General features: G+C 40.9%; 24 protein-coding genes and 2 pseudogenes. 20 read left to right on the top strand and 6 right to left on the bottom strand.

The annotated features are described in order from the left end of the window. The first annotated feature begins 37 nt into the window (after positions 1 to 37). The 7 genes from hflX to AC1DVK_RS14720 all read left to right on the top strand — a co-directional run bounded on the left by hflX (position 38) and on the right by AC1DVK_RS14720 (position 9,760). Positions 38 to 1,300 carry a GTPase HflX gene (hflX, locus tag AC1DVK_RS14690; RefSeq protein WP_089363907.1) on the top strand — a complete coding sequence of 421 codons (1,263 nt, stop codon included), beginning with the start codon at positions 38 to 40 and terminating at the stop codon, positions 1,298 to 1,300. A gap of 702 nt (positions 1,301 to 2,002) precedes the next feature. Further along, positions 2,003 to 3,361 (top strand): NAD(P)-dependent oxidoreductase, encoded by a 1,359-nt coding sequence (locus tag AC1DVK_RS14695; RefSeq protein ID WP_477626790.1) that lies wholly within the window; start codon positions 2,003 to 2,005, stop codon positions 3,359 to 3,361. A 26-nt stretch (positions 3,362 to 3,387) separates the two neighbouring features. Beyond that, positions 3,388 to 4,674: an NAD-dependent dihydropyrimidine dehydrogenase subunit PreA gene (preA, locus tag AC1DVK_RS14700; protein WP_410862986.1), complete on the top strand. Its 1,287-nt coding sequence runs from the start codon at positions 3,388 to 3,390 to the stop codon at positions 4,672 to 4,674. Between the two features lie 14 nt (positions 4,675 to 4,688). Continuing rightward, positions 4,689 to 6,107, top strand: a complete 1,419-nt coding sequence (hydA, locus tag AC1DVK_RS14705) for a dihydropyrimidinase (protein WP_477626775.1) — start codon at positions 4,689 to 4,691, stop codon at positions 6,105 to 6,107. 42 nt (positions 6,108 to 6,149) lie between these two features. Further along, positions 6,150 to 7,634 carry an NCS1 family transporter gene (locus AC1DVK_RS14710; protein ID WP_477626776.1) on the top strand — a complete coding sequence of 495 codons (1,485 nt, stop codon included), beginning with the start codon at positions 6,150 to 6,152 and terminating at the stop codon, positions 7,632 to 7,634. A 16-nt stretch (positions 7,635 to 7,650) separates the two neighbouring features. Next, complete coding sequence (locus AC1DVK_RS14715) at positions 7,651 to 7,866, top strand: hypothetical protein (protein WP_061461137.1); 216 nt, start codon at positions 7,651 to 7,653, stop codon at positions 7,864 to 7,866. Positions 7,867 to 8,134: 268 nt separating this feature from the next. Beyond that, a complete protein-coding gene (locus tag AC1DVK_RS14720; RefSeq protein WP_410862991.1) occupies positions 8,135 to 9,760 on the top strand; it encodes a PucR family transcriptional regulator in 1,626 nt (541 codons plus the stop codon). A gap of 119 nt (positions 9,761 to 9,879) precedes the next feature. Here AC1DVK_RS14720 and yhfH (AC1DVK_RS14725) read toward each other — a convergent pair whose 3' ends face one another. The 4 genes from yhfH (AC1DVK_RS14725) to AC1DVK_RS14740 are packed head-to-tail and all read right to left on the bottom strand — an operon-like array spanning position 9,880 to position 10,532. Next, a complete protein-coding gene (yhfH, locus tag AC1DVK_RS14725; protein WP_081108658.1) occupies positions 9,880 to 10,020 on the bottom strand; it encodes a protein YhfH in 141 nt (46 codons plus the stop codon). Positions 10,021 to 10,048: 28 nt separating this feature from the next. Continuing rightward, entirely contained in the window at positions 10,049 to 10,186 is a 138-nt protein-coding gene (gene yhfH / locus AC1DVK_RS14730) for a protein YhfH (RefSeq protein WP_081108659.1), read from the bottom strand. A gap of 29 nt (positions 10,187 to 10,215) precedes the next feature. Further along, positions 10,216 to 10,353 carry a protein YhfH gene (yhfH, locus tag AC1DVK_RS14735; RefSeq protein WP_081108660.1) on the bottom strand — a complete coding sequence of 46 codons (138 nt, stop codon included), beginning with the start codon at positions 10,351 to 10,353 and terminating at the stop codon, positions 10,216 to 10,218. 44 nt (positions 10,354 to 10,397) lie between these two features. Further along, a complete protein-coding gene (locus tag AC1DVK_RS14740) occupies positions 10,398 to 10,532 on the bottom strand; it encodes a hypothetical protein (protein WP_317778391.1) in 135 nt (44 codons plus the stop codon). Between the two features lie 184 nt (positions 10,533 to 10,716). On the opposite strand from AC1DVK_RS14740, the gene AC1DVK_RS14745 reads away from it, so the two are divergent. The 12 genes and pseudogenes from AC1DVK_RS14745 to AC1DVK_RS14800 form a co-directional block, all read left to right on the top strand. Continuing rightward, positions 10,717 to 10,845 carry a hypothetical protein gene (locus AC1DVK_RS14745; protein ID WP_477626777.1) on the top strand — a complete coding sequence of 43 codons (129 nt, stop codon included), beginning with the start codon at positions 10,717 to 10,719 and terminating at the stop codon, positions 10,843 to 10,845. A 190-nt stretch (positions 10,846 to 11,035) separates the two neighbouring features. Continuing rightward, positions 11,036 to 11,923 (top strand): diacylglycerol/lipid kinase family protein, encoded by an 888-nt coding sequence (locus tag AC1DVK_RS14750; protein ID WP_477626778.1) that lies wholly within the window; start codon positions 11,036 to 11,038, stop codon positions 11,921 to 11,923. Between the two features lie 284 nt (positions 11,924 to 12,207). Beyond that, positions 12,208 to 14,241, top strand: coding sequence for a Na+/H+ antiporter (locus tag AC1DVK_RS14755; RefSeq protein WP_477626779.1), 2,034 nt, complete (start codon positions 12,208 to 12,210; stop codon positions 14,239 to 14,241). Positions 14,242 to 14,359: 118 nt separating this feature from the next. Further along, the gene (locus AC1DVK_RS14760; RefSeq protein WP_410862998.1) at positions 14,360 to 14,893 is read left to right on the top strand and encodes a GNAT family N-acetyltransferase; all 534 of its coding nucleotides are present in this window, start codon (positions 14,360 to 14,362) and stop codon (positions 14,891 to 14,893) included. 172 nt (positions 14,894 to 15,065) lie between these two features. Further along, complete coding sequence (locus tag AC1DVK_RS14765) at positions 15,066 to 16,451, top strand: protoporphyrinogen oxidase (RefSeq protein ID WP_410863000.1); 1,386 nt, start codon at positions 15,066 to 15,068, stop codon at positions 16,449 to 16,451. 168 nt (positions 16,452 to 16,619) lie between these two features. Further along, positions 16,620 to 17,162 (top strand): helix-turn-helix domain-containing protein, encoded by a 543-nt coding sequence (locus AC1DVK_RS14770; RefSeq protein ID WP_477626780.1) that lies wholly within the window; start codon positions 16,620 to 16,622, stop codon positions 17,160 to 17,162. 69 nt (positions 17,163 to 17,231) lie between these two features. Beyond that, a complete protein-coding gene (locus AC1DVK_RS14775) occupies positions 17,232 to 18,341 on the top strand; it encodes an ABC transporter ATP-binding protein (RefSeq protein WP_061461144.1) in 1,110 nt (369 codons plus the stop codon). Then, positions 18,331 to 19,134: an ABC transporter permease gene (locus AC1DVK_RS14780; RefSeq protein WP_089363939.1), complete on the top strand. Its 804-nt coding sequence runs from the start codon at positions 18,331 to 18,333 to the stop codon at positions 19,132 to 19,134. Before AC1DVK_RS14775 ends, AC1DVK_RS14780 begins: the two co-directional genes overlap by 11 nt. Before the next feature lies 1 nt (position 19,135). Next, a complete protein-coding gene (locus AC1DVK_RS14785) occupies positions 19,136 to 19,939 on the top strand; it encodes an ABC transporter permease (protein WP_089363916.1) in 804 nt (267 codons plus the stop codon). Next, complete coding sequence (locus tag AC1DVK_RS14790; protein ID WP_061461146.1) at positions 19,936 to 21,009, top strand: ABC transporter substrate-binding protein; 1,074 nt, start codon at positions 19,936 to 19,938, stop codon at positions 21,007 to 21,009. Before AC1DVK_RS14785 ends, AC1DVK_RS14790 begins: the two co-directional genes overlap by 4 nt. A gap of 296 nt (positions 21,010 to 21,305) precedes the next feature. After that, positions 21,306 to 22,202, top strand: a complete 897-nt coding sequence (locus AC1DVK_RS14795; RefSeq protein ID WP_477626781.1) for a peptidylprolyl isomerase — start codon at positions 21,306 to 21,308, stop codon at positions 22,200 to 22,202. A gap of 228 nt (positions 22,203 to 22,430) precedes the next feature. Continuing rightward, positions 22,431 to 22,735: pseudogene (locus AC1DVK_RS14800) on the top strand (IS3 family transposase); the annotation flags it as partial. A 96-nt stretch (positions 22,736 to 22,831) separates the two neighbouring features. On the opposite strand, the gene AC1DVK_RS14805 reads toward AC1DVK_RS14800, so the two are convergent. After that, complete coding sequence (locus tag AC1DVK_RS14805; protein WP_061461149.1) at positions 22,832 to 23,356, bottom strand: hypothetical protein; 525 nt, start codon at positions 23,354 to 23,356, stop codon at positions 22,832 to 22,834. 236 nt (positions 23,357 to 23,592) lie between these two features. Between AC1DVK_RS14805 and AC1DVK_RS14810 the strand changes: the two are divergent. Beyond that, positions 23,593 to 23,752, top strand: a pseudogene (locus AC1DVK_RS14810) (hypothetical protein); the annotation flags it as partial. Between the two features lie 113 nt (positions 23,753 to 23,865). On the opposite strand, the gene AC1DVK_RS14815 reads toward AC1DVK_RS14810, so the two are convergent. Next, the gene (locus AC1DVK_RS14815; RefSeq protein ID WP_477626782.1) at positions 23,866 to 24,588 is read right to left on the bottom strand and encodes an SIS domain-containing protein; all 723 of its coding nucleotides are present in this window, start codon (positions 24,586 to 24,588) and stop codon (positions 23,866 to 23,868) included. Positions 24,589 to 24,620 lie beyond the last annotated feature (32 nt).

A 24,620-nucleotide genomic window follows, 5' to 3' on the forward strand; every position in this document is an offset into this window, starting at 1 on the left:
TATAGGGAGTACGGTATGTAGGAAGGGATTTGAAAGGATGGAATTACAGCAGAGGGCTATCTTGGTTGGAGTTAATCTCAACGGTCAAAAGGATTTTGAGTATTCAATGGAAGAATTGGCCAATTTAACGGAAGCATGTGAGGTAGAGGTTGCAGGGGCCATCACACAAAATTTGCATCGGGTGAACTCATCACATTTTATCGGTACCGGGAAGATTGAGGAAGTAAAAAGTCTCGTTGAGTATAAAGAAGCTAACGTCGTCATTTTTAATGATCAGCTCTCACCTTCGCAACTTCGGAACCTGGAGAGGGACATGGATTGCAAGGTTATCGATCGGACAATCTTGATTCTTGACATCTTCGCGCACCGGGCGAAAACGAAGGAAGCGCAGCTTCAGGTAGAAGTGGCAAAGCTTCAGTACATGCTCCCGCGCCTTGTTGGTTTAAGGGAGTCATTAGGGCGTCAAAGTGGTGGAGTCGGCACAAACAAAGGGGCAGGTGAAAAGCAGTTAGAGCTTGACCGTAGGAGAATCGAGGAAAATATAAGTGTTTTGAATAAAGAATTGGAAGAGCTTGTTGCTCACCGGCAAACGCAGAGAAAACAGCGGAAAAAGAATTCCATCCCTGTTGTATCCTTAGTAGGGTATACCAATGCAGGGAAATCTTCGATCATGAATGCCCTGATCGGGATGTTCCATCCAACAGCCGAGAAGCAGGTTTTGGAAAAGGATATGCTGTTCGCTACTCTTGAGACATCCGTTCGAAACATTCCGCTTCCGGATAAAAAGGAATTCTTATTGACGGACACGGTGGGCTTTGTGTCTAAATTGCCCCATCACCTTGTGAAAGCATTCCGATCCACATTAGAAGAAGTGGTAGAAGCGGATCTGTTGATCCATGTTGTCGATTTTTCCAACCCTAATCATGAGCAGCAAATAGAGATAACTGATAAGACTTTAGAAGAGATAGGCATTAAAGGGATTCCAACGGTTTTTGCCTATAATAAAGCGGACCTTACCGATTTGGAAATTCCGCAGGTGAATCGTGGATCTGTATATATGTCCGCAAAAAACAAAGTCGGCATTGAGGAATTGATCAATCAAATTCGCGGACATATTTTTGTCGACTATACTCATTGTGAAATGCTTATTCCATTTGATCAAGGACAGCTGGTTTCTTATTTCAATGAAAATGGTCATATAACGGAAACTGAATATGAGGAAAACGGATATCGAATTAAGCTTGAGTGCAAGAAAACGGATTATGAAAAATATAATCGTTACGTTATTCATCCAGAATGAACCTTCCTGTTGATAAGTTGTTAACAGCTTGTTGATAAGTGGGGGAATAAATTTAATTATGTGGATAACTTTGGTTGTAATGCTTTTGTTCCGCAAAAATAAAGAGAATAAAGCAATATGTTATGTGTATAAGTTGTGGATAAAAATAATAAGCCCAGGAAAACTTGAATAAAGTTCCTGGGCTTTTTTTTATGTGGACAAGGTGTTGATAAATAGGTTTTCTGAACAAATCATCAAAGAATATCAGAAAATATGATGAATATTAAGTTTGAATGTAGAAAAATGACGATGTTTATCATTTGTTGTTAGGGAATATAACATGGATATTACAGATTGCATATCTGACAGCTGGCAATACTTTACACTTTGTATAATGTAACTTACTTTTTAACACTATAAAATAGAGAATAACTCATTTCTCAGATCAATCATCAGGATTTGAGTTTTTAAGATTAGTAGGGGGGGCTTCTTTTTATGCCGAAGGAAGGGACCAGGCGTGGCCAGTGAGAAAATAATAAAATGTACGTGAGAATTTTGGCAAGGAAATCGCCATTACTGTCTGTTGAATAAATTGATGAAAAACCATGTTGCAATGTTTCAATCCTTTAAATGTGAGGATTGTATTATTAGAGAAATGCATGCAATTCCTCCCTTTTTATTTTTCGAAAAAATAAATTTTTGGAAGGAGAATAGTAGATGAGTATGACGAGCCCGTTAAAAGGTGGCCTAGAGATTAACTTTCAGGAAGCGGAGAGGGGGCTGTCCCCAAGGGAAGCTTTGGAAGAATCGAATCGATGTTTATACTGCTATGACGCCCCATGTATCCAAGCCTGTCCGACAGGGATAGATATTCCGAGTTTTATCAAGAAGATAGCTTCAGGTAATTTTAAAGGGTCGGCCAAGACGATTATGACGGCCAATCCCGTCGGTGCCAGCTGCGCGCGGGTATGTCCGACTGAAGAGTTATGTGAGGGGGCATGTGTCCTGAACCATTCTACAAAGCCAATCATGATTGGCGACCTCCAGCGTTATTCCACAGATTGGGCCATCCAAAATAAACAAGCCCTTTTTAAGACCGGGAAGAAGAATGGCAAAAAAGTTGCCATTGTAGGAAGCGGTCCAGCGGGCTTATCTGCAGCAAGAGAATTAGCCTTGCTTGGCTACAGTGTAACCATTTTCGAAGCTGAAAAAAATCCAGGCGGATTAAATACTTACGGAATTGTATCGTTCCGTTTGCCTCAGAGCATTTCTTATTGGGAGGTCGAACAAGTAAAGAGTCTGGATGTAGAAATTAAAACGAATACACAGGTCGGGGTTGATGTTTCCGTAAATCAGCTGACTGCCGACTATGATGCGGTCATTTTAGCTATTGGCATGTCCGCTGTTCCTAAGCTTGGAATAGAAGGAGAGGATTTGGCTGAGGTTTATGATGCAATCGATTTCGTCAAGGCAACGAAAACGGAGGGCATCACTGATAAATTCATTGGGAAGAAGATGGCGGTAATTGGGGCCGGAAATACGGCGATCGATGCCGCGACCTGTTCTGTACGCCTAGGTGCCGAGCAAGTGAGTATTATATATCGTCGTACCCAAAAGGAAATGACAGCTTATGATTTTGAATATGAGTTTGCCAAACAAGAGGGTGTCGGGTTTCACTGGCTGACTAACCCTTCCAGAATCCTGTCGGATGAAAGCGGTCAGGTAACGGGCATCGAGTGTGTGAAAATGATGCTTAGCGAGGCTGGGGAAGATGGCCGGCGCCGTCCAGTCACAATTTCCGGATCAGAGTTCGTCATACCTGTCGATGGGGTCATTCGCGCTATAGGCCAATCGAGGTATGTAGGATTGATTGAACAGTTTGGCATACAACATGATGGTGGTGTAGTTACTTTGGAAGGATCCTCCTACAGAACATCGAATGAAAAAGTTTTTGCGTGCGGTGATGTGATTTTCGGAAAAGGCCAAGGTGAGGCAATGGTTGTTTCAGCTGCCCAGCAAGGGAAAAAGACAGCCTATGAAATTGACTCGATTTTGATGGGCGGAGCGGTGGATATTGCTTAATAATAATGAAAATTAGGAGGCTTATCATGGCTGATTTATCAATTGATCTTGCAGGTATTAAATCTCCCAATCCTTTTTGGCTTGCTTCAGCACCACCTACTAATTCGGGCTATCAAGTTCAGCGTGCATTTGAAGCTGGCTGGGGAGGAGCTGTATGGAAGACATTGGGTGACCCCATCCTGAATGTCTCATCACGTTTTGCAGCGGTCAGTTTTAATGGACAAAGAGTCGCCGGGTTCAACAATATAGAATTAATTACGGATAGGCCGCTTGAAGTGAATTTGAAAGAAATATATGAAACGAAGAAGAGGTTCCCTGATCATGCAATCATTGCATCAGTTATGGTGGAGCCGCAACAGGACAAGTGGCATGAAATCATCAAGCGTATAGAAGATGTAGGTGTCGATGGTTACGAGTTGAACTTTGGCTGCCCGCACGGTATGGCAGAGCGTGGGATGGGAGCTGCTTCGGGACAGGTTCCCGAACTTGTGGAAAAGCAAACATATTGGGCGAAGGAAGCAGCATCCAAACCTGTCATCGTCAAGCTTACACCGAATATAACCGACATTACGGTTACGGCTGAAGCGGCGGTGCGCGGCGGTGCGGATGCAATAAGCATGATCAATACGATTAACAGCTTAGCGGGAGTGGATATTCATTCATGGAATACGATTCCCCATGTAGGCGGCAAGGGGGCTCATGGAGGGTATTGTGGTCCTGCTGTGAAGCCAATCGCATTGAACATGGTGGCAGAGTGTGCAAGGAATCCAATGATTAATGTTCCCATCTCAGGAATAGGCGGCATTTCAAATTGGCAGGATACAGTGGAATTTTTACTGATGGGTTCAACCGGAGTGCAAATTTGTACGGCTGCCATGCATCACGGTTTTAGGATAGTGGAGGACATGATTGATGGCCTGTCCAATTACCTTGATGAAAAAGGGATATCGTCTGTGATGGATATTGTCGGTAAGTCTGTACCGCGCTATTCCGATTGGGGGAATTTAGATCTTAATTATAAGGTAGTTGCGCGCATTAATAATGATGTGTGCATTAACTGCAACAAATGCCATATTGCCTGTGAAGATACTTCTCATCAATGTATAGATATGTTAAAGGACACATCAGGCAGCTCCTACTTGAGGGTGCGCGAAGAAGAGTGCGTAGGATGTAATCTTTGCTCGATCGTATGTCCTGTCGATGGGGCAATCGATATGATTGAATTGACAAATGAATTACCGCCAATGACGTGGAATGAACGCCAATCATTACTTGGGGGCATCGGCAGTGAAAGTGTTGATTTCGTAAAATGATGGAGGGATCGAATTTGAAGAAAATCATTAAAAATGGAACGATTGCAACGGCTGCAGATACGTATCAAGCAGATATATTAATTGAAAATGAGAAGATTGCAATGATTGGCAAGGACCTGCCTGCTGAGGGGGCTGAAATCATTGATGCAAAAGGAGCTTATATTTTTCCGGGGGGCATTGACCCACATACCCATCTCGATATGCCGTTTGGCGGGACAACCACAAAGGATGATTATGAAACAGGTACGATTGCCGCTGCATATGGAGGAACGACAACGATCATCGACTTTTGTTTGACCGAAAAAGGGGTGCCGTTAAAGAACGCGATTGAAACATGGCATGAAAAGGCAAACGAAAAGGCCGCCATAGATTATGGTTTTCATTTAATGATCAGTGAGATTAATGATGATGTATTGGCTGAGTTGCCAAGTATCATCGATAATGAAGGGATTTCCTCCTTTAAAGTGTTCATGGCCTACAAGAATGTTTTTCAAGCAGATGATGCCACACTATTCCGCACTTTGTTGCAAGCAAAGGAACTTGGGGCACTAGTCATGGTTCACGCCGAAAATGGTGATGTCATCGATTATCTTACAAAGAAGGCGCTTGCTGAAGGTAACACCGATCCAATTTACCATGCGTTAACAAGACCGCCGGAGCTTGAAGGTGAAGCAACCGGAAGGGCAGCTAAACTGACGGAAATGGCAAACGGTCAGCTCTATGTCGTTCATGTCACCTGTGAAGATGCAGTTGAAAAGATTATCGAGGCAAGAAATAAAGGGGTGGATATTTGGGGGGAGACCTGTCCGCAATATTTGGTCCTTGACCAGTCTTATCTTGAAAAGCCCCATTTCGAAGGATCTAAGTATGTATGGTCCCCACCATTAAGGGAGAAGAAAAACCAGGAAGTGCTATGGAATGCTTTAAAAATGGGACAATTGCAAACGATCGGCTCAGATCAATGCTCTTTTGATTTTAAGGGTCAGAAGGACCTTGGACGTGAAGATTTCACGAAAATACCAAACGGCGGCCCAACGATTGAGGACCGCATGAGTATCCTCTTTTCTGAAGGGGTCATGAAAGAGCGCATTACCTTGAATCAATTTGTCGACATGACCTCTACGCGTGCGGCCAAACTATTTGGATTATTCCCTAAGAAAGGGACGATTGCAGTAGGTTCGGATGCTGATATTGTCATTTTTGACCCGGAAGTTGAAAGAACCATTTCTGCAGATAATCATCACATGGCTGTGGATTATAATGCGTTTGAAGGTATGGAAATTACAGGTGAACCGGTTTCCGTCCTATCCAGAGGTCAATTCGTCATTAAAGACAAACAATTTGTAGGCGAAGCTGGAAAAGGGCAATTCTTGAAACGGGCAAAATATAATGCGGCGCTGAAGCAGGATACAGGGAAAAAGCTTTCAGTATAACTTCGGTAAGGAATCTTGCAAATTAATATAGGGGGATTTTATATGAGTGAGAAGAAAGATTATTTAAAGTCTCCCGATTTGCTGCCTATACCTCATAGTGAGAAAAACATAAGTGCAGCCGGATTTGGTTTCATTTGGGTGGGCATGGCTGTAGTATTGGCTGCCTTCGCGATTGGCGGGAATGGTGTTCAAAGTTTATCCTTAGGCTGGGTCGTTCTTGCAACGGTCATTGCCTGTGTGGTTCTCGGATTTTTGATGACAATGACAGGGGATATTGGTGTTGAACATGGAATATCATTCCCAGTCTATATGAGGGCGCCGTTCGGTACGATAGGAACCCATATCCCTTCGGTTGTACGGGGGTTTGTAGCTTCATGCTGGTTTGGTCTTAACACTTACTTTGGAGCTACTGCAATGAATGCTATCTTTACAACCCTTTTTGATTTTGATAATTGGTTTACCTGCTTCCTCATTTTTGCCGTTTTACAATTGGTCAACACGGCAATGGGAATAAAATCGATAGAACGTTTTGCCGACTTGGCAGCGCCTGTTATCATTTTAATTTCTGGCTGGATGTATTTTACCCTTTCCGATAAAGTTGTGGCCCAAGGAAGAGATGTATGGTCCTGGATTGAAAGTCCGGTCACTGGCGGGGCTGCCGCTACGGCTTTCATGGTCGTCATTATGGCAAATATGGGGTTTTGGGGCACATTGACTGCAGATATGCCTACCCTCTCCCGCTATATAAAAGCACCAAAAAATGAAAAAAACTGGTTCAAGCGCAATAAGGGGCAGATAATTGGGAATATTATCACCTATCCCATCACTCAGACGTTCATGGTCATTATCGGTGCGGTTTCCTATATGGCTGTTTCCAATTATGATCCCGTAGTTGCTATACAGGAATCAGCAAGTGGGGTTGCTCTCGGCGTCCTTTTAATCATGATCGTATTTGCTCAATGGTCGACGAATACTACGGCCAATGTTATTCCCGCAGCTACCATTTTCTCCAATATCCTGGGTCCTAAATTGCCGTTTTGGATGGGAGTCGTTGTAGCGGGGGTCATTGGGATAGTGGTTCAGCCATGGAGCCTGTTCGGCATAATAATAGAAGTTTTATTAATAATAGGTGGAATCCTGGCATCCATTGTCGGCATCCTGGTAGCAGATTATTATTTTCTCCGTAAACGGCGGGTTAATGTACAAGAACTCTATGAGAGTGAAGGCCAGTATAAATACTTGAATGGAGTGAATTGGGCAGGAATCATTTCTTGGGTGATTGGAGGAATTGGTGCAACGGTTTTTTCGAATTATTCGTTTATTATTGGCTTTGTTCTTGGCAGTGCAAGTTATTATATATTGGCTAAGTATTGGTGGTTCAAGAAATATGAACAGGCTGAAATCATTGATCCCAGCGATGAGAAATATTTGGGTATTTCCGTCGGAAGGGATTGGAAAATCGAAAAGGGTCTAGAACTAGAAGAAGAGACGGTTTTTACGGTTTCAGCTGGCAAGGAGAACCTATAAAAAAGGGGGAATGGGAATGTCCGAATATCAAGACTATCGCTTAGAAAGGGAACAAATCGATTATTTACTTGAAAAAGGATATCGAATCACCCGGGTTTCAGAAAATTTAAGCGGAGCTTTTCTCGATTTTGAACTGATTGAAGGAACGAAGCAGGAATGGAAGCAATTGAACATTAAAACCCCGGAAGGAAGAAAATATTTCTCTACGTTGCTTTACAAGAAGTTAAATTAAAATTAGTTATGGACCGGGCCTATTCCTCATGAATGGGTCCTTTTTCTTGTGCATGTTTAGATTTTAACATTCTAAGAGGAAACGATAGATGCTGAAAGTGAATGAATAGGTAATCTATGAGTTTTTGTTTTCCCGGCAGCCTTGTGAGTGGAAAGGGTCGAATTTTTTGTAGAATTTTGACGTTAGATTTTCTAACAAGTGTCTGGAGATTTAAGGATTGTCCGTTTATAATAGATTTTAAAGCAGTTTTATAAAAGGATGTGGATGGATGAATACGTCGATTACAATCGAGGAAATTCTAACACGCAAGCATTTTAATCTGACGGATATAATTGCAGGTAGCAGTGGGATAAAGCGTCAAGTGAAGTGGGTCCACTGCATGGAAGTCACTCAAATCAGCCATTTGTTAAATGGAAATGAACTGATTCTGACTACCGGTTTAGGGTGGAAAGATTGCGATGAAACATTTCTATCCTACTTAAAACAGTTAATTGAATGCAATGCAGCTGGACTCTGTATAGAGATTGGCGCCAACACCATGGCAGTGCCGCAATGTGCCATTGATCTAGCAAATGAACAGCAATTCCCTATCATCCTATTTCATGAGGAAGTCCCTTTCGTAGAAATCACTCAGGATATTCATTCCCTTATCATTAATAAACAATATCAAATGATCTCCAACTTAGAAAACTACTCCCAGCAGTTAAATAAAAATCTCCTCGAAATTGACCATTATGAACCAATTCTAAAATTTCTCCACAGCTATTTAAATGTACAGGTTATTCTTATCTTTAATGAAAACGATATAGCCAGCATTCCCAAAACGAAGAAAAAAATAACCTATCAAATGGTATCGGACATATACGAAGAATCGAAATTCGATAAAACCATTCATAGACAGACAATTCAAGTGCTCGGTGAAAATTATGCGGAACTGCTCATTTTCAGCAACGACAGAGAGTTGACGGACTTTGATTCACTGATTTTGGATCGAACGGCTACCGCTTTGGCACAGCATCTATTAAGGGAGTTATATATTGAAGAAAAGAAAATGTCGGAAGAGAGTAAATGGCTTACAAATTGGATTGAAGGTGAGTATAGTGACGAAGCAATCCGGGAGAGGCTTTCCTATATTGATCCGAAAATGCAGTTGGATGGCGGTATTGTTTGCATTTGCAAACAACACCCAAGGTATAATAGAAGTTCTGCAAAATTAGATGGAACCTATTTTAAAATAATGTTTAAGACAGTTTTTGAACAGTACGGCTTTCAGATATTTTCTATGGAAATTAATCAGCATCTAGTTTTTATTTTAGGTGATAATCGTTCATCTGAAGATTGGAAATCAAGGGTGACAAGCGCAGTGGATCGAATCATGAAAATGGATGTTAGCGGGCGCAATCGAATGGGTTTGCTCTCCATTGGTTTTGGAAAGCATGTTCGAGGGTTAAGCGAGATTTATAAAAGTTATGAAACGGCCCGTGAGACTCTGCTGCTTCAGGATACATTACCAGAGGATAACAGGAGCTTCTTTTATCAGGATTTACATATGCATCGCATGATTTCGCTCATAAATAAACATGGTAATCTGGAGGAAACGGTGCACGAATATTTAGGTCCTGTCATTGAATACGACAAGCAAAACAATGGTGAGTTAATGCCTACCCTGAAGACCTATCTTGCTTGTAACGGTTCTAAACAGGAAACCTCAAAACAACTATTCATTGTCCGGCAAACGCTATATCATAGGCTTGAAAAATTAGAAAAACTGTTAGGTTCGGATTTTATGCGTTCAGATAAGCGTCTAGGACTTGAATTCATGATTTTTGCTTTGGACTTCTTACAGTACAGCAGCAGGAAAGTCAGTGGAAAATATAAATATATTGGGAAGTAAAAAATAGTACGAATGAAGGGTGTCCCGAGGACATCCTTTTTTGAATGTAGAAAGGGAAGCTAATACAAGGTTAATGCTGACATCAAACCTATAGAGCTTCTTGATGTCAGCATCTTTTATTAATATTCATTTTTTTTGGAAAGGCAGTGGTCACATTCCAAGAGGTAGGATTCAGCTTGTTCAATAATAGGAGTACCGCATTCCGTACATTGTTTAGGTGGCAGTGTCCTGAAGAATTCCAATGGGTTTTTAGTTTGCATGATGATTCCTCCTTATGATTTGGTTTAGTTATTCTTCGCGTTTGGAAAGGCAGTGGTCACATTCCAAGAGGTAGGATTCAGCTTGTTCAGTGATATGGGTTCCGCACTCTGTACATTGTTTAGGCGGAAGTGTCCTGAAGAATTCCAATGGGTTTTTAGTTTGCATGATGGTTCCTCCTTTTTGATTTGGGTTAATTAGTCTTCACGTTTGGAAAGGCAGCGGTCACATTCCATTAAGTAGGATTCAGCTTGTTCAATAATATGGTCACCGCACTCGGGACAATGTTTAGCAGGGATATTGTTAAAAAATTCAATGGATTTTTTCATTTGCATGAAGATTTCCTCCTTTATAATGTTTTATTATTTTTTCGATCGATTTATTCCTCACGTTTGGAAAGGCAGCGATCGCACTCCAACAGATAGGAATCTGAGTGATCCACATGTGTTTCACCACATTCTGGGCAATGTATAAACGTATCGATTATGAATGTATCCGATTGATTTGCTTGCATGGCTCGCGCCCTCCTTATAGTACAGTTGTTATTGTTTGTTTGTTGTTATAATACAGTATATACCCGAATTTGGAAAATGTATAGGTATTTAACAGAAAATTTGAAATTTATTTCAAAAAGAGTCTGAAAACCTTATAGATAGGGAGTTTTTTTAACTTTTTTTTGTATTTCTTTTCACGGCAGCTTGGAAAATGAAGAAAAAATGGGTTTTATAAAGGGGGAAAAACAAAGGGGGGAGAAAGGGACAGGCAATTTTCAGTTGATTAGAATAGGTATTACTGTAACAGAAGAGGAACAGGAGGTTCAGGGGTGATGATTACCTGTTTCACAGTCCATGAACATATAAGAGCTGTTCAAAATGTCAGCAAACCGTCAAGCGGCAGCAATTATGAAAGTTCCTGCCAAACTTCTTTATTCAACAATCGGAAAAATTGTCCGTGTGGTTTTATTACTTCAGTAAAGAGGTAACTTGCTAGTAGATATACAATAAAGGGAGGTAGCATATGTCGAAAGTGATGATTATCATAAATCCATCTTCAGGTAGGGAAAAGGCAGGAAAGATTTTGCCGAAAGCGGAAAAGGCACTTGGTGATATATATGATGAGGTGTCCGTCCGTCAAACCGAAGGAGAGGGGGATGCTACGGATTTTGCCAAGGAGGCCTGTGAAGAGAGGTTCGATGCTGTCATTTCCATGGGTGGGGATGGAACGGTGAACGAGATAGTGAATGGGCTGGGCGAGCAGCAGCATCGGCCAATTTTCGGGATCATCCCACTAGGAACCGTTAATGATTTCGCTAGATCTTTGGGCATACCCTTGAATCCCAATACGGCCATTGAGATATTAAAGGACATGCATATTAAGGAATCGGACATAGGGAAGATCAATGACCGTTATTTCATGAATGTGTTGGCAGTAGGGGCGATCGCTGAGGCCACCTATAATGTATCCGTAGACCAAAAAACCCGTCTGGGGTCTTTTGCATATTTCATTGAAGGAGCAAAAGCGATGATTAAAAAGAATCCGTTTCCTTTAACGGTTGAACATGATCAGGGAAGCTGGATGGGTGAGGCTCATTTACTGATTGCAACAATGACTAACTCTGTCGGCGGTTTCGAACAACTTGCACCCGAGGCGGAAGTGAATGATGGAAAGCTGCACACATTCATCATTAAGGATTTATCACTTCCTTTTATCGTCAAGATCATTCCCAGTTTAATGAAAGGAGAGATCAAGGGACATGACGAAATTGAATATATTCAAACATCCAAGCTCAATTTATCCACAACAGACGAACTTGCAGTCAATATCGATGGAGATGAAGGCTTGCCCCTTCCATTTCAATCAAATGTACTGCACAAACACCTTCGTCTCTTTGTCCCGGGGAACTAAATGGTGTTTTAACATAAAGCAGTGCCGACTTGTTCTGTGGGTTAGTCTTTTCACAAAATGCTGATTAGGGTAAGCCAATCAGCTTTTTTCTTTGAAATCCGATGCTGATTTGAGTCGATTTTGTATTCATTCAATCACCTCAATTTTCATGGTGATCCATCACGCAAAAGGTATAATTATTCAGGAGTATTCTAGGTTAGAATAGTAAATGCATGAATGGATGGGTCTGAATATGTTACGATTATAGTTATGAGAATAGATGAGAGAGGAAGTTTGATGTTTGAATGGAGTTTTTTCTTGTTATATTAGCCCTTCTTATATTGATTGGAGTGTCTAATGTAATTAACCACTTTGTACCCTTTATACCTGTACCATTAATACAAATAGCACTGGGTGTCATACTGGCACTTTTACCCCTGGGTATGCATGTTGAGATGGAGACGGAATTGTTTTTACTGTTATTCATCACCCCTCTTTTATTCAATGATGGCAAAAATGTGCCCCGCACTGCACTTTGGAAGTTGAGAGCACCCATTCTCATGCTTGCACTAGGCCTGGTATTCATAACGGTTTGGGCAGGCGGGTATTTAATTAATTGGATGATTCCTTCGATTCCATTGCCAGCAGCATTCGCCTTAGCAGCCATTTTGTCCCCTACAGATGTAGTGGCAGTAAGCGCTTTGGCGAGTCGAGTTAAGTTACCTAAGAGCATCATGCACCTTCTTGAAGGAGAAGGGCTCATGAATGATGCCTCAGGTCTAGTTGCCTTTAAATTTGCCGTTGCAGCTACAGTCACTGGTGTTTTCTCATTAGTGGATGCAACGTTCAGTTTCATATGGATTTCGATTGGTGGTTTTGTAGGAGGAGCAATTGTTGCCTTCATCATTATCAGGCTCCGTGTATTTCTTCGCCGTTTAGGAATGGAAGATGTTACGATGCACATGTTAATCCAGATCCTGACTCCTTTTATTATTTTCCTCGCTGTGGAACATTTCCACCTTTCTGGGATTTTAGCGGTCGTGGCTGGGGGGATTGTCCATGCCATTGAACGAGATCGGGAAATATCACCAACTGTAGAACTTCAGGTCGTTTCAAAGAGTACATGGTCCGTCATTTTATATGTATTGAATGGTCTTGTATTCGTTTTGCTAGGTTTGCAAATTCCAAGCGTTTTGAAAATTATCTTTCAAGATCCAGTCTTCAATAATGGGCAAGTCATCCTATATATCGTGGTCATTACACTTTTCCTCTTTGCTTTACGATTCATTTGGCTTACTGCTGCCTGGTCGATTGGCTGGATGACGAAAAAAGCAGGCGCCCAAAAACCAGACTTCAAAGCAGCTGGAATCATTACCATTTCCGGTGTTCGCGGAGCTGTAACGTTAGCGGGTTCGTTCTCGATTCCGTATGTGTTGGCAGATGGAAGTCCTTTTCCGGAGCGTTCGTTAATCATCTTCATTGCAGCAGGTGTCATATTGCTGACTTTGATCGTTGCCAGTGTTTTTCTGCCAATCATAGCACGGGCAGAAGAAGAGGAAATCGTGGATAAGCAGGCTGATAAAACGAAAGCGGCTGCCATTCACACACATCAAGCGGCGATTAAAGTTATAGAATCCCAAATGACAGATGAAAACCGGGAAGCGGCTTTATCGATCATTTCGAGGTACTGCACCAAGATCAATGCACTGTCCTATGTAGAACAGGAGAAAGAGCCAGCTGCATTAAGGGAAGAAGAAAAAGTTCTTCGCTTTAAAGCCCTTGAAGCAGAGCAAAGGTTTCTTGATAAACTTATTAAGGATGAGAAAGTGGACCGGGAAACGGCATTTATATGTAAAGAATATATCCAGCGTATGGAAGGCGCGGTCACAAACCGGATGAAATTCCGTTTTTTCAGGTCCGTAACGCTTTTCAGAAGAAGTATGCTGAGGGTTTTTAAATTATTTTTCCCTAATAAAAGTGAAATAAGAAGGATCAATATAGAGAGATTGGAAAAGGTGAGAGACCTTAAAATCAGGATGTACAAAGCCGCCATCCAAGAGATACAAGCGGGTATCACTTCTGAAAATCATGAGACGTCTTCGATGATCATAGAAGAGTATAAAGTGTTGATATTAAAATGCAAACGTGAAAATAGAGGCCGTATCCCTAGTAAAATGGTCGATTATGAAAGGGAGCTATTCTATAAAGCGATCCAGGCAGAACGGGACGAAGTGCAGGATATGTTTGAAAAACGACAAATTTCCCGCGAGGTTGCCAATATACTCCGCAAGCAAATCAATTTACGAGAAGCACTGACAATCAATGAAAGCACCCATTGATTATTTTAAAGAGCGCTGCCGATATATTCGGCAGTGCTTCTTTCATTTAGTGGAGGGATTTTAAGGTGACGCATCGAATCATTAAGGTATCCAATAATTGATGAAAGCGGTGTGCCAAATGAAACAGGACAAGGAAATCGGGATCATCACCTTAACGCATTATTTACCGGAACATCATCACCAGCTGTCACAGTTTTATTTACCGGAGACACAAACCCCTTTTTCGGCTCTGCCGGAAGAGTCACTGAAATATTGCCGAAAGGATGTTGACAGACACCCTTTCGTTATTTTGGCTGCGGGTATTCCGGTCGGGTTTTTCGTTTTACACATTGGGGAGAACATCAGCCCTTTCACCAGCAATAAAAAAGCGATATTACTCCGTGGATTTCTTGTTGATCAAAAGCATCAAGGGAAACGGATTGCGAAGAAAGCCTTGCAAATCCTTCCGGAATTCGCAAAAGGGATTTTTCCAAACAAGGATTCGATTGTACTGGCAGTGGACGTCAAGAATATGATTGCCAAAACTCTTTATACGAAATCGGGGTATCAGGATACAGGAATTCATAAAGAAGGAAGAAGCGGGTTGATGGAGATAATGGAATATAGATTAGATAAAATGAACATGGATATGGAAAAAAGAAATGAGATATAGAGTATCAATATGAGGGCATTTAGACTTTTCGAATGAGAGAAGGTCTTTTTTTTGTCCAATTTGTTACAGGTTTCATTACGAAACTAATGAATTAAAGGGTCACTTTTAATAATGCTGCTGCCTTATGGTACACTTTACTTAATGTAAATTTCGTTAATCGAGGTGTATTCTAATGAAAACGGTCGTAGTGGTAGGTGGAGGCATTACGGGTTTATCAACCATGTATTATTTACAAAAAGCTGCTAAAGCGAACAGTCTCTCCGTACGATTAATATTAATAGAAGGAAATGAGAAACTAGGCGGTAAAATCAGGACAGTGCATGATGGTCCATTTAAAATCGAAGCGGGTGCCGATTCGATTGTCGCCAGGAAACAAAATATAAAACCATTTCTTAAAGAATTGAACCTTGAGGATCAAGTTGTCTATAATGCGACGGGAAAATCATTTATCTATACCGATGGCGTGCTAAAGGGAATCCCTGAAGATGCCCTATTCGGAATTCCAATGAGCCTGGAGTCCCTGGTGAAAAGTGATCTGGTTTCTGCACAAGGAAAGGTCGATGCCTTAAAGGATTTCTATACAAAGAATGAGACGTTTACGAAAAACGACTCAATCGGTTTATTTCTTGAAAGTTTCTTAGGTAAGGAATTGGTACAAAAACAGATATCACCTGTCCTATCGGGTGTTTATTCAGGAAAACTAAATGAATTGACCATTGCTAAAACACTGCCGGAGATGCTGGATTATAAAAATGAATATGGCAGTATCATACGCGGTCTATCGGAAAATAAGCAGAAATATCAAAGCAAGGGAAATAAGAAGTTCCTTTCGTTTAAAAATGGCTTATCGGTATTGATTGAACGTATTGAGGAAAGCCTCGATATAGTGGAAATTATTAAAGGGGTCAAGGCGGAAAAAATCAGAAAGAATGATGAGAGGTATATAATTTCATTGGCAAACGGTGAATCGCTGGAAACGGACTTCATCGTATTGAGTACACCGCATACAATTGCCCAGAAACTATTGGGTGATAGGGAGTTGGATCAAGACTTCGCTGGCTTGATCAATAGTTCAATGATAAGCGTTTACCTTGGATTCGATATCCCGGACAGCATGCTTCCTAATGATGGGACGGGTTTCATTGCAGGTGATAATAGTGATTTGATCTGCAATGCATGTACGTGGACTAGCCGGAAATGGGAGCATACTTCTGAAAACAGTCAGCTTTTAGTAAGGCTTTTTTATAAAAGCTCAATTCCGGACTATGAACGGTTACGGTCCCTTACAAATCAGGAATTAATCCAGGTGGCTTTACGAGACATTAAAAGCAGTTTAAGTATTTCTGGGACTCCAATTACAAGTGAAGTGACGAAATGGCATGAAGAAATGCCGAACTACCATATTAAACATCCTCAAATCGTTCAATCACTGGAGGCGAAAATCTCCGAGAATTATCCGAATGTTTTACTTGCGGGATGTTCATACAATGGTGTCGGAATACCGGACTGTATTGCTGATGGGGAAAAGAAAGCGCAAGAGATATGTCTGAATTTGTAAAAGGGGGACTGCCAGGTGGCAGTCCTTTTTTGCATGACTGGAAATTCCGTTTGAAGTTTCCAGCATTTCCTGTATAATGATATTCGTAAAATTAAACTGAAAGTTTACTTATATAAAACTTTATCTACTGTAGGTTTACTATAAGTAAACTAATTGAGGGTAAATAGGATGCAAATTGGAAAAAAAATAAAAAACCTTCGCTTGAAAAAAGGATTGACCCAGGAAGAATTGGGAGAAAGAACGGATTTAAGCAAAGGATATATTTCACAGTTAGAAAGGGATCTTAGTTCCCCTTCCATTGAAACTCTTTTCAATATATTAGAAGTACTCGGCTGCAAGCCGAAGCAATTCTTCGATGAAGAGGATCAGGTCCAAAAAGTAGTGTATGAAGAAGAAGCACAAACATTTTTTATCGATGAGGAACGAGGGTATCAAATTCAGTGGCTTGTGCCTGAATCGAATGAGAAGGAAATGGAACCGATTCGCCTGACCCTTCAGGAAAAAGGGGAATTCAAACAATTTGAACCATCCTTGTCGGAAACATTCGGTTTTGTAATAAGCGGAAGAGTCATTGTAAAGCTTGGTACACATACGTATTTCGTCAAGGCAGGTGAATCAATTTATTTTCATGCTTCCGATGAACACCAAATCATCAATGATTTTGGGGGTCCATCCGAGTTATTGCTTGTGGTGACGGAATCATACTTATAGAATTCAAAGCAATTGCTATCGTCTATGTAAAGACGGATGAAGTAAGGTAATGGAAAGAGGGAAGTGGCTATGGCAAACGAGAATATAATACACTTCGATCAGGTTACGAAGCAATTCGATGATGATACGGTAGTTCTCGATAATGTTAGTTTTGAAATCGAGAGAGGGAAGTTCTATACGCTTCTGGGTCCTTCAGGCTGTGGGAAGACAACGATCCTTCGCTTGATTGCCGGATTTACGGAGGCCTCCAAGGGTGATATTTACTTTGAGGGAAAAAAGATCAATGATGTGCCAGCCAATAAAAGGCAAGTAAATACGGTATTTCAAGATTATGCACTTTTTCCACATTTAAATGTTTTTGAAAATGTAGCATTCGGTCTTCGCATCAAAAAAATGAAAAATACCGAAGTGGAAATAAAGGTGAAGGAAGCCCTCAGCTTTGTTAATTTGGAGGGTTATGAAAAACGGGAGATCAGGGAAATGTCCGGCGGTCAGCGGCAACGTGTAGCGATTGCCAGGGCGATAGTTAATGAACCGGAAGTCATCCTGCTGGATGAACCGCTATCTGCCCTTGATTTGAAATTGCGTACAGAAATGCAATATGAATTGCGGGAGCTACAACAAAGACTTGGAATCACGTTCATCTTCGTCACTCATGACCAAGAGGAAGCATTAGCGATGTCAGATGAGATTTTTGTCCTTAACAAAGGGAAAATTCAGCAAAGTGGGCCCCCTACGGATATTTATGATGAACCGCTGAATCGATTCGTTGCTGATTTCATTGGTGAGTCGAACATTGTAAAAGGAAAAATGATTGAAGATTACCTAGTGGAATTCGTCGGCAGACAGTTCGAATGTGTAGACCAAGGTTTGAACAGCGATGAAGCTGTTGATATTGTCATCCGCCCGGAAGATTTAGAGATTACTTCCGTCAATCGCGGGAAACTGCAAGTTCGGGTGGACTCTCAGCTATTTCGCGGTGTGCATTATGAAATCAGCTGCTATGATCATGATGGGAATGAGTGGCTTGTCCAATCAACGAAAAAGGCAACAGTTGGAGATGAAATAGGTCTTTATTTCGATCCCGAAGCGATTCATGTCATGCGATTGGGTGAAACGGAAGAGGAATTCGATAAGCGTTTGGAAGCGTATCATGATGGGGAAAGTCATGCAGAATAAACTATCACGGAATATTTATTTCATACCCTATGTCTTATGGATTGCTTTATTCGTTGTCGCACCCATTTTGTTAATCCTTTACTATTCCTTCTTCGACATTGAAGGTAATCTTTCTTTGATTAACTATCAAAAGTTCTTTACACCAGTATATTTAAAAATGACTTTAAGCTCATTTTGGTATGCTTTCCTCATTACGGGAATATCCCTTTTAGTGGCTTACCCTACCGCATATTTGTTAACGAAAACCAAGCATAAGCAGTTGTGGCTTTTGCTGATAATCGTGCCTTCCTGGATTAATTTACTCTTAAAGGCTTATGCCTTTATTGGCATTTTTGGCACGTATGGTGTGGCCAATGGTTTTCTGGAGGCAGTAGGAATCGGAAAGCAGCAAATTCTCTTTACGGATTTCAGCTTCATATTCGTTTCGGTTTATATATTCATCCCGTTTATGATCTTACCGATATTCAATGCGCTGGATGAAATGAATCCAACCCTTTTGGATGCGGCCAATGACTTGGGAGCGTCCCGGTGGATGACATTCCGCCGCGTCATTTTTCCTTTGACGATAGATGGTGTAAAGACGGGATGCCAGGTAGTCTTCATCCCGGCACTTTCATTGTTCATGCTTACAAGACTGATTGCCGGTAATCGAGTCATTACGCTTGGTACGGCTATCGAGCAGCACTTCCTTGTGACACAGGATTGGGGAATGGGTTCCACAATCGCGGTATTTTTGATTATTATAATGTTCCTGATTATGTTTGTAACGGGTAACCGAAAGCAGGGTGTGTAAATTGGGTAGTAAGTTATCACCAATATCAAAAGGGTTTCTCGTTTTGATTTTTCTCATACTCTATGCACCGATTTTCTTTTTAGTCTTTTACTCGTTTAACAGCGGTGGAACGATGTATGACTTTAAAGGGTTCACCATGGAGTGGTACAAGGAGCTGTTCCAAGATACAAGGCTGTTGATCATTGTATTGAATACGCTTGTGATCGCTTTATTATCTGCACTGATCGCCACGATCATTGGGGTGATTGGAGCCATTGGAATTCGTTCCTTTACGAGCAGTAAAGCTAGGAATACGGTATTGTCATTGAATAATGTATTGATTGTCAGTCCCGATGTGATTATCGGTGCTTCCTTCCTCATTCTATTCACAATGGCTGGGATCAAGCTTGGATTCTACTCAGTACTGTTGTCGCATATCGCCTTCAGCATCCCGATCGTTGTGCTGCTTGTCCTTCCGAAACTTCAGGAAATGAGCCCTACCTTAATTGATGCGGCCCGGGATTTAGGGGCAAGCCGTTGGGATGTATTGACGAAGGTCATCCTACCATACATCTTACCAGGTATCTTTGCTGGTTTTTTTATGGCTTTGACTTATTCACTTGATGATTTTGCGGTTACGTTCTTTGTGACCGGTAATGGCTTCTCCACTCTATCAGTGGAAATTTATTCATTGGCCCGCCGTGGTATTTCATTGAATATCAATGCACTATCGACACTGCTGTTCGCCTTGACACTATTGTTGGTTGTCGTTTATTACTTTATAACTCAACGTGTAAGGCAAACGGGAATGGGGGGGAAACGATGAAAAGACTGGTTCAAATGTTTTTAATCATTTCCCTCGTATCCGCCTTGCTGCTATATGCGATTTCAAGATTGAACTCATCACAGGGGTTTACGAGCAATAATACGCTTACCATCTATAATTGGGGCGATTACATCGATACGGATCTAATCGACCGTTTTGAAGAAGAAACGGGTATAAAGGTCATTTATGAGACGTTCGATTCAAATGAGGCAATGATGACTAAAATCGAGCAGGGCGGTACGACTTATGATATTGCCATACCCTCTGAGTATATGATTGATAAGATGAGACAAGAAGACTTATTGGTTCCCCTGGATCATTCCAAGCTACCAAACTTGAAAAATATCGACGAGCGGTTCATCAATCTGCCATTCGATCCGGAGAATAAATATTCCGTGCCTTATTTCTGGGGAACAGTTGGAATTGTTTACAACTCCAAGATGCTTGGTGGCAAAGAAATAACGGCTTGGGCGGATTTATGGGATAAAGATTTAAAAAATGAAATACTTTTGACGGATGGGGCTAGAGAAGTGATGGGCATGGGCCTGAACTCTTTGAATTATTCATTGAATGATATAGATGAAGAACACCTTCAAGAGGCAAAGTCCAAGCTTGATGCACTCACTCCAAATATTAAAGCGATCGTTGGAGATGAAAGCCGCATGCTATTGGAAACCCAGGAAGCGGCGATTGGGCTTGTTTGGTCCGGAGTGGCTTCTGAAATCATGGCTGAAAATGAAGATCTCGAATATGTGGTCCCTAAAGAGGGGTCCAATTTATGGTTTGATAATATGGTCATCCCGAAAACAACCAAAAATGCCGATGCGGCTCACCAGTTCATCAACTTCATGCTGGACCCAAAAGTTGCGGCACAGAATGCCGAATATGTAAGCTACTCGACCCCTAATAAAGAAGCACTGAAATATATGCCTGAAGAAGTGGTGAAGGATGAACGTTTCTATCCATCACCAGAACTGACAGAGAAGCTGGAAGTGTACGAAAACCTTGGGAAGAAAAACTTGGCCCATTACAACGAACTCTTCCTTGAGTTTAAGATGCATCGTAAATAATACAAGAAAAGCATGGTGTAAAGGTATCCCCCTTATACCATGCTTTTTTCTGAGTTTTTGACGTATGATCTCCGATGCTTCGCAACCATTACCTATATATCAAAAGTCATTAGATCTTTGTAATAATGAATTTATAGCAATGTAAAATGTTAGTAGGCCAGAAAATGCTCTAAAATATCAGTAGGGATATAAGTATGTTAGTATAATGATGGGAAATACCACAGGTGGAACTAATATTTTAAGGACTGACTAATATTTCCAAACTATCATAATAGAAAAATTAAGGGAGAGCATTCATGAACCTATTAAGAAGCACGAAGGCATATGTTTGGGCAGGGAGCACTTTAATCATTGCCGGGATCATGGCATTTGCGATGATTTCGTCTACGGAAAAGAATAAGACAATGGCAAGTATCGATGGCGAGAAAATCAGTAAGGATGAGCTGTATGACGCGCTTGTTGCAGAGTACGGAGCAGATACTTTAGACCTGTTAATTACGAATAAATTGGTTGAATTGGAAGCGGAAAAAGAAGGAATTAAAATTAAGGATGAAGAAATCCAAAAAGAAATAGATACCATGGCTGAGTCCTATGGCGATGAAAAGTCGTTAAAAGAGCAATTGGAAGCAAGCGGTTCGTCCATGGAAGCCTTGAAAAATGATATCGTGGTTTATCTGCAAACGAAAAAACTGATTGAACCGAGAATTACCGTTACAGACGATGAAATCAGTACGTATTTTGAAGATAATAAAGATACATTTGCACAAGCTGAACAAGTGGAAGCCAGTCACATTTTAGTCGAAGACGAAAAAACGGCTAAAAAGGTTGAGAAGGAAATTGCAGAGGGCGGTGATTTCGCTAAATTGGCAGCTGAATATTCCACTGATACAGAAACGGCGGATAACGGTGGAAGCTTAGGATACTTTGAGAAAGGGAATATGGTGGATGAGTTTGAAGATGTTGCCTTTGATCTTGATATAGGCAAAGTCAGTGATCCAGTCAAATCCGATTATGGTTATCACATCATAAAAGTAACCGGTAAAAAGGAAGCAAAAGAAGCTAATTTAGAAGACAGTAAAGAGGAAATCAAGGAAACGCTTCTTTCTGAAAGATTACAAGAGGAATATCCAGCTTGGTTAGCTGAAGTGAAAAAAGATCATGAGATTACGAATAAAATAGAGGGTTCTGAATAAGATTATCAAGTGAAATGATATATGGAACAACAAAAAGCTGGGGCGTAATAAAAAGTACCCTATAGAATAGACACTTTGAAAAAAGTCTATCCTGTAGGGTACTTTTGTTTATGATAAGAAAAAACACGTCGGAGTGAACTAAGATGACCAACGGAGAAAGAACAAGCACAACTAAAATGTAATCCTCATGTTCAAGCTCTTAGTGACAAGGCCATCACGTACACAGATCATTTTCGTCGAAGAAAAAAAGGTGCGTGTCAAATTAAAATGACGTTAGAAAATCAGTATCAAATCACTTACAACTTAAAAGAATTCGTCGCATTATGAATAAATTTAATAGGATCTGCCCGATCTGAAAAGCGAATCCATATCGCCGAATGGCAAAAGTGACACACGAACACCGTACTTATCCAAACCTCCTACAGCGTCCATTCAAACAAGGTGTCGCAGGCAAAGTATTATTAACGGACATCACTTACTTAACTTACCATCACGGCAAACGTGCTTATTTGTCGACCATTAAAGATGCCGCCTGCAAAATACAGACAGCATCTCCTTCAAGTTGCCTAGCTTTTTTTAAAATGTCCTTTACAAAGGGTCGATTCATAATGCCTCAGCTTTTTTATATATTAGAAGTTCGATGAAATTGATTTTTGATTGGATAATCCTGATTTTGTAACGACGTCATCGCTCTCTTTTTCACTTTTTTTATTATCTGACTTCAATGATTGTGTTGGTGTTTCCTTCAGTTGTTTACCGGCAACGACCACTTTTGAGCTGATGTCCTTTAATTCATTTGTTGCGTCCTTAGCTGTACCAAGGGCGTTAGTGGAGATATCCTTTACTTCGGATACTTTACCCACCACGTCTTCATTGACGGTTTCATATAAGGTTTCAACGTCATTGATTGCCTCTTTAATCGTCTCTGTTGCGCCTTTGACTCCTGATACCATTTGTTCCTTCATTTCGCCCGGATTCTCCTTGACCTGTTCAATCATATTCATGGAGTTGTCTTTTAAAAGGACGGCTGAACGCTTTACTTTATTTCTTGTATTGGAGTCAAGCAAGGTTAACGCACCGCCAACAAGTCCTCCAATTAGAATCCCTTTTAACAGTTTGCTATTCGTTTGAGTTTCGATAGTTGTTTGAGTCATTTATATTTCCTCCCTTAGAATAGTAGATTGTTTGCTTACTTTGGTTTTCCCTTATTTACCATGAGTTAAACTAGGAATAATAAACTATTATGGGATTGATATGTTAAATAAAACAGTAGTAAGCTACAAATAGTTTAATGATTGAGCTACCTTTTGAGAGGTGCAACGATGACAAATGAAAAATTTTCTGGTTTGATTGATCGGTATATGGAAGTTTTCTTCTAGGTCAATAAGATGGGGGAACTTTTGCTGCGATGATGCCGGCTGGGGTTTTATCACTCTTGGAGATTGCCACGTTAATATTGGTGGGGCTTGCTTTATACGCGTTTGTCATCTTGCCGTTGTTCAGTAATGGTTGCAACGTTTGGAAACGCGAATTGGTGGCTGTTTTTTTAAAAAAAGGATTAAAAGGGACTATAAAATAAAGAAGGCATTCGAATGGATGCCTTCTTTATTATTTCATCATGTGGAACATAAAAGCTTATGTATGCCTTTTTGGCTATACCGATTCACAATTGGGGGATTCTTGTTTTATATTTCGCGATAATCTTTTGATTGTGTTCATCTGCCCCTTCGATATTACTGCTTAGAAATACGGGAGGGGTCACTCCTGATTCAATAATCGTTTCAATGACTTGTGTGAAAATCATATTGAGAAGGACGGCCCCGATTACGGTCGATCCGGAACCAAAGGATATATTATTTGATTTCAGCAATGTGTCACCTTTGGAAATATGATTGTCTATGACCATATCAACGACATCGTGGAGATAAAGCTTCTTTTTATGCCGTGAAGGACAACTGTTTGCATACTCCGGTGATGTAAGGCCAATGACAAAGGCGCCCTTTTCTTTTGCGATTATAGCTACATCGATGGGAACGGGATTCACACCAGACGATGAAATGACAATACAGACATCGCCAGGACGGATATCCTCATCAAGCATGAATTTCTCAGATAGGTCATTTTGCCTTTCGAGTTGTGATGACCTAGATGCTCCCTTAAAAAGCATCAAATCTTCAACGAAAATAGGATGAATGGCGGCTAACCCACCTGCCCGGTAAAATACCTCTTCCGTCAAAATATGAGAATGTCCGCTTCCGAATAGATGAATGACTCCATCCGACACCACTGCTTTCGAGATATGTTCCACAGATTCCTTAATTGATTGCTTTTCCTGTTCTCCCACAATTTTGAGTAAAGCCTGAACTTCTTCAAAGTATGAATTCATATATGTGCCACCCTCCATTACCTTTAGCAATT

The organism is Peribacillus sp. P4_B1, assembly GCF_056402395.1.

What these genes read in the sequence shown, in the direction of transcription:
- hflX (WP_089363907.1), top strand. Translation starts at nt 38, where the DNA reads ATGGAATTACAGCAGAGGGCTATCTTGGTTGGAGTTAATCTCAACGGT.
- AC1DVK_RS14695 (WP_477626790.1), top strand. Translation starts at nt 2,003, where the DNA reads ATGACGAGCCCGTTAAAAGGTGGCCTAGAGATTAACTTTCAGGAAGCG.
- preA (WP_410862986.1), top strand. Translation starts at nt 3,388, where the DNA reads ATGGCTGATTTATCAATTGATCTTGCAGGTATTAAATCTCCCAATCCT.
- AC1DVK_RS14710 (WP_477626776.1), top strand. Translation starts at nt 6,150, where the DNA reads ATGAGTGAGAAGAAAGATTATTTAAAGTCTCCCGATTTGCTGCCTATA.
- AC1DVK_RS14715 (WP_061461137.1), top strand. Translation starts at nt 7,651, where the DNA reads ATGTCCGAATATCAAGACTATCGCTTAGAAAGGGAACAAATCGATTAT.
- AC1DVK_RS14720 (WP_410862991.1), top strand. Translation starts at nt 8,135, where the DNA reads ATGAATACGTCGATTACAATCGAGGAAATTCTAACACGCAAGCATTTT.
- yhfH (WP_081108658.1), bottom strand. Translation starts at nt 10,020, where the DNA reads ATGCAAACTAAAAACCCATTGGAATTCTTCAGGACACTGCCACCTAAA.
- yhfH (WP_081108659.1), bottom strand. Translation starts at nt 10,186, where the DNA reads ATGCAAACTAAAAACCCATTGGAATTCTTCAGGACACTTCCGCCTAAA.
- yhfH (WP_081108660.1), bottom strand. Translation starts at nt 10,353, where the DNA reads ATGCAAATGAAAAAATCCATTGAATTTTTTAACAATATCCCTGCTAAA.
- AC1DVK_RS14740 (WP_317778391.1), bottom strand. Translation starts at nt 10,532, where the DNA reads ATGCAAGCAAATCAATCGGATACATTCATAATCGATACGTTTATACAT.
- AC1DVK_RS14750 (WP_477626778.1), top strand. Translation starts at nt 11,036, where the DNA reads ATGTCGAAAGTGATGATTATCATAAATCCATCTTCAGGTAGGGAAAAG.
- AC1DVK_RS14755 (WP_477626779.1), top strand. Translation starts at nt 12,208, where the DNA reads ATGGAGTTTTTTCTTGTTATATTAGCCCTTCTTATATTGATTGGAGTG.
- AC1DVK_RS14760 (WP_410862998.1), top strand. Translation starts at nt 14,360, where the DNA reads ATGAAACAGGACAAGGAAATCGGGATCATCACCTTAACGCATTATTTA.
- AC1DVK_RS14765 (WP_410863000.1), top strand. Translation starts at nt 15,066, where the DNA reads ATGAAAACGGTCGTAGTGGTAGGTGGAGGCATTACGGGTTTATCAACC.
- AC1DVK_RS14770 (WP_477626780.1), top strand. Translation starts at nt 16,620, where the DNA reads ATGCAAATTGGAAAAAAAATAAAAAACCTTCGCTTGAAAAAAGGATTG.
- AC1DVK_RS14775 (WP_061461144.1), top strand. Translation starts at nt 17,232, where the DNA reads ATGGCAAACGAGAATATAATACACTTCGATCAGGTTACGAAGCAATTC.
- AC1DVK_RS14780 (WP_089363939.1), top strand. Translation starts at nt 18,331, where the DNA reads ATGCAGAATAAACTATCACGGAATATTTATTTCATACCCTATGTCTTA.
- AC1DVK_RS14790 (WP_061461146.1), top strand. Translation starts at nt 19,936, where the DNA reads ATGAAAAGACTGGTTCAAATGTTTTTAATCATTTCCCTCGTATCCGCC.
- AC1DVK_RS14795 (WP_477626781.1), top strand. Translation starts at nt 21,306, where the DNA reads ATGAACCTATTAAGAAGCACGAAGGCATATGTTTGGGCAGGGAGCACT.
- AC1DVK_RS14805 (WP_061461149.1), bottom strand. Translation starts at nt 23,356, where the DNA reads ATGACTCAAACAACTATCGAAACTCAAACGAATAGCAAACTGTTAAAA.
- AC1DVK_RS14815 (WP_477626782.1), bottom strand. Translation starts at nt 24,588, where the DNA reads ATGAATTCATACTTTGAAGAAGTTCAGGCTTTACTCAAAATTGTGGGA.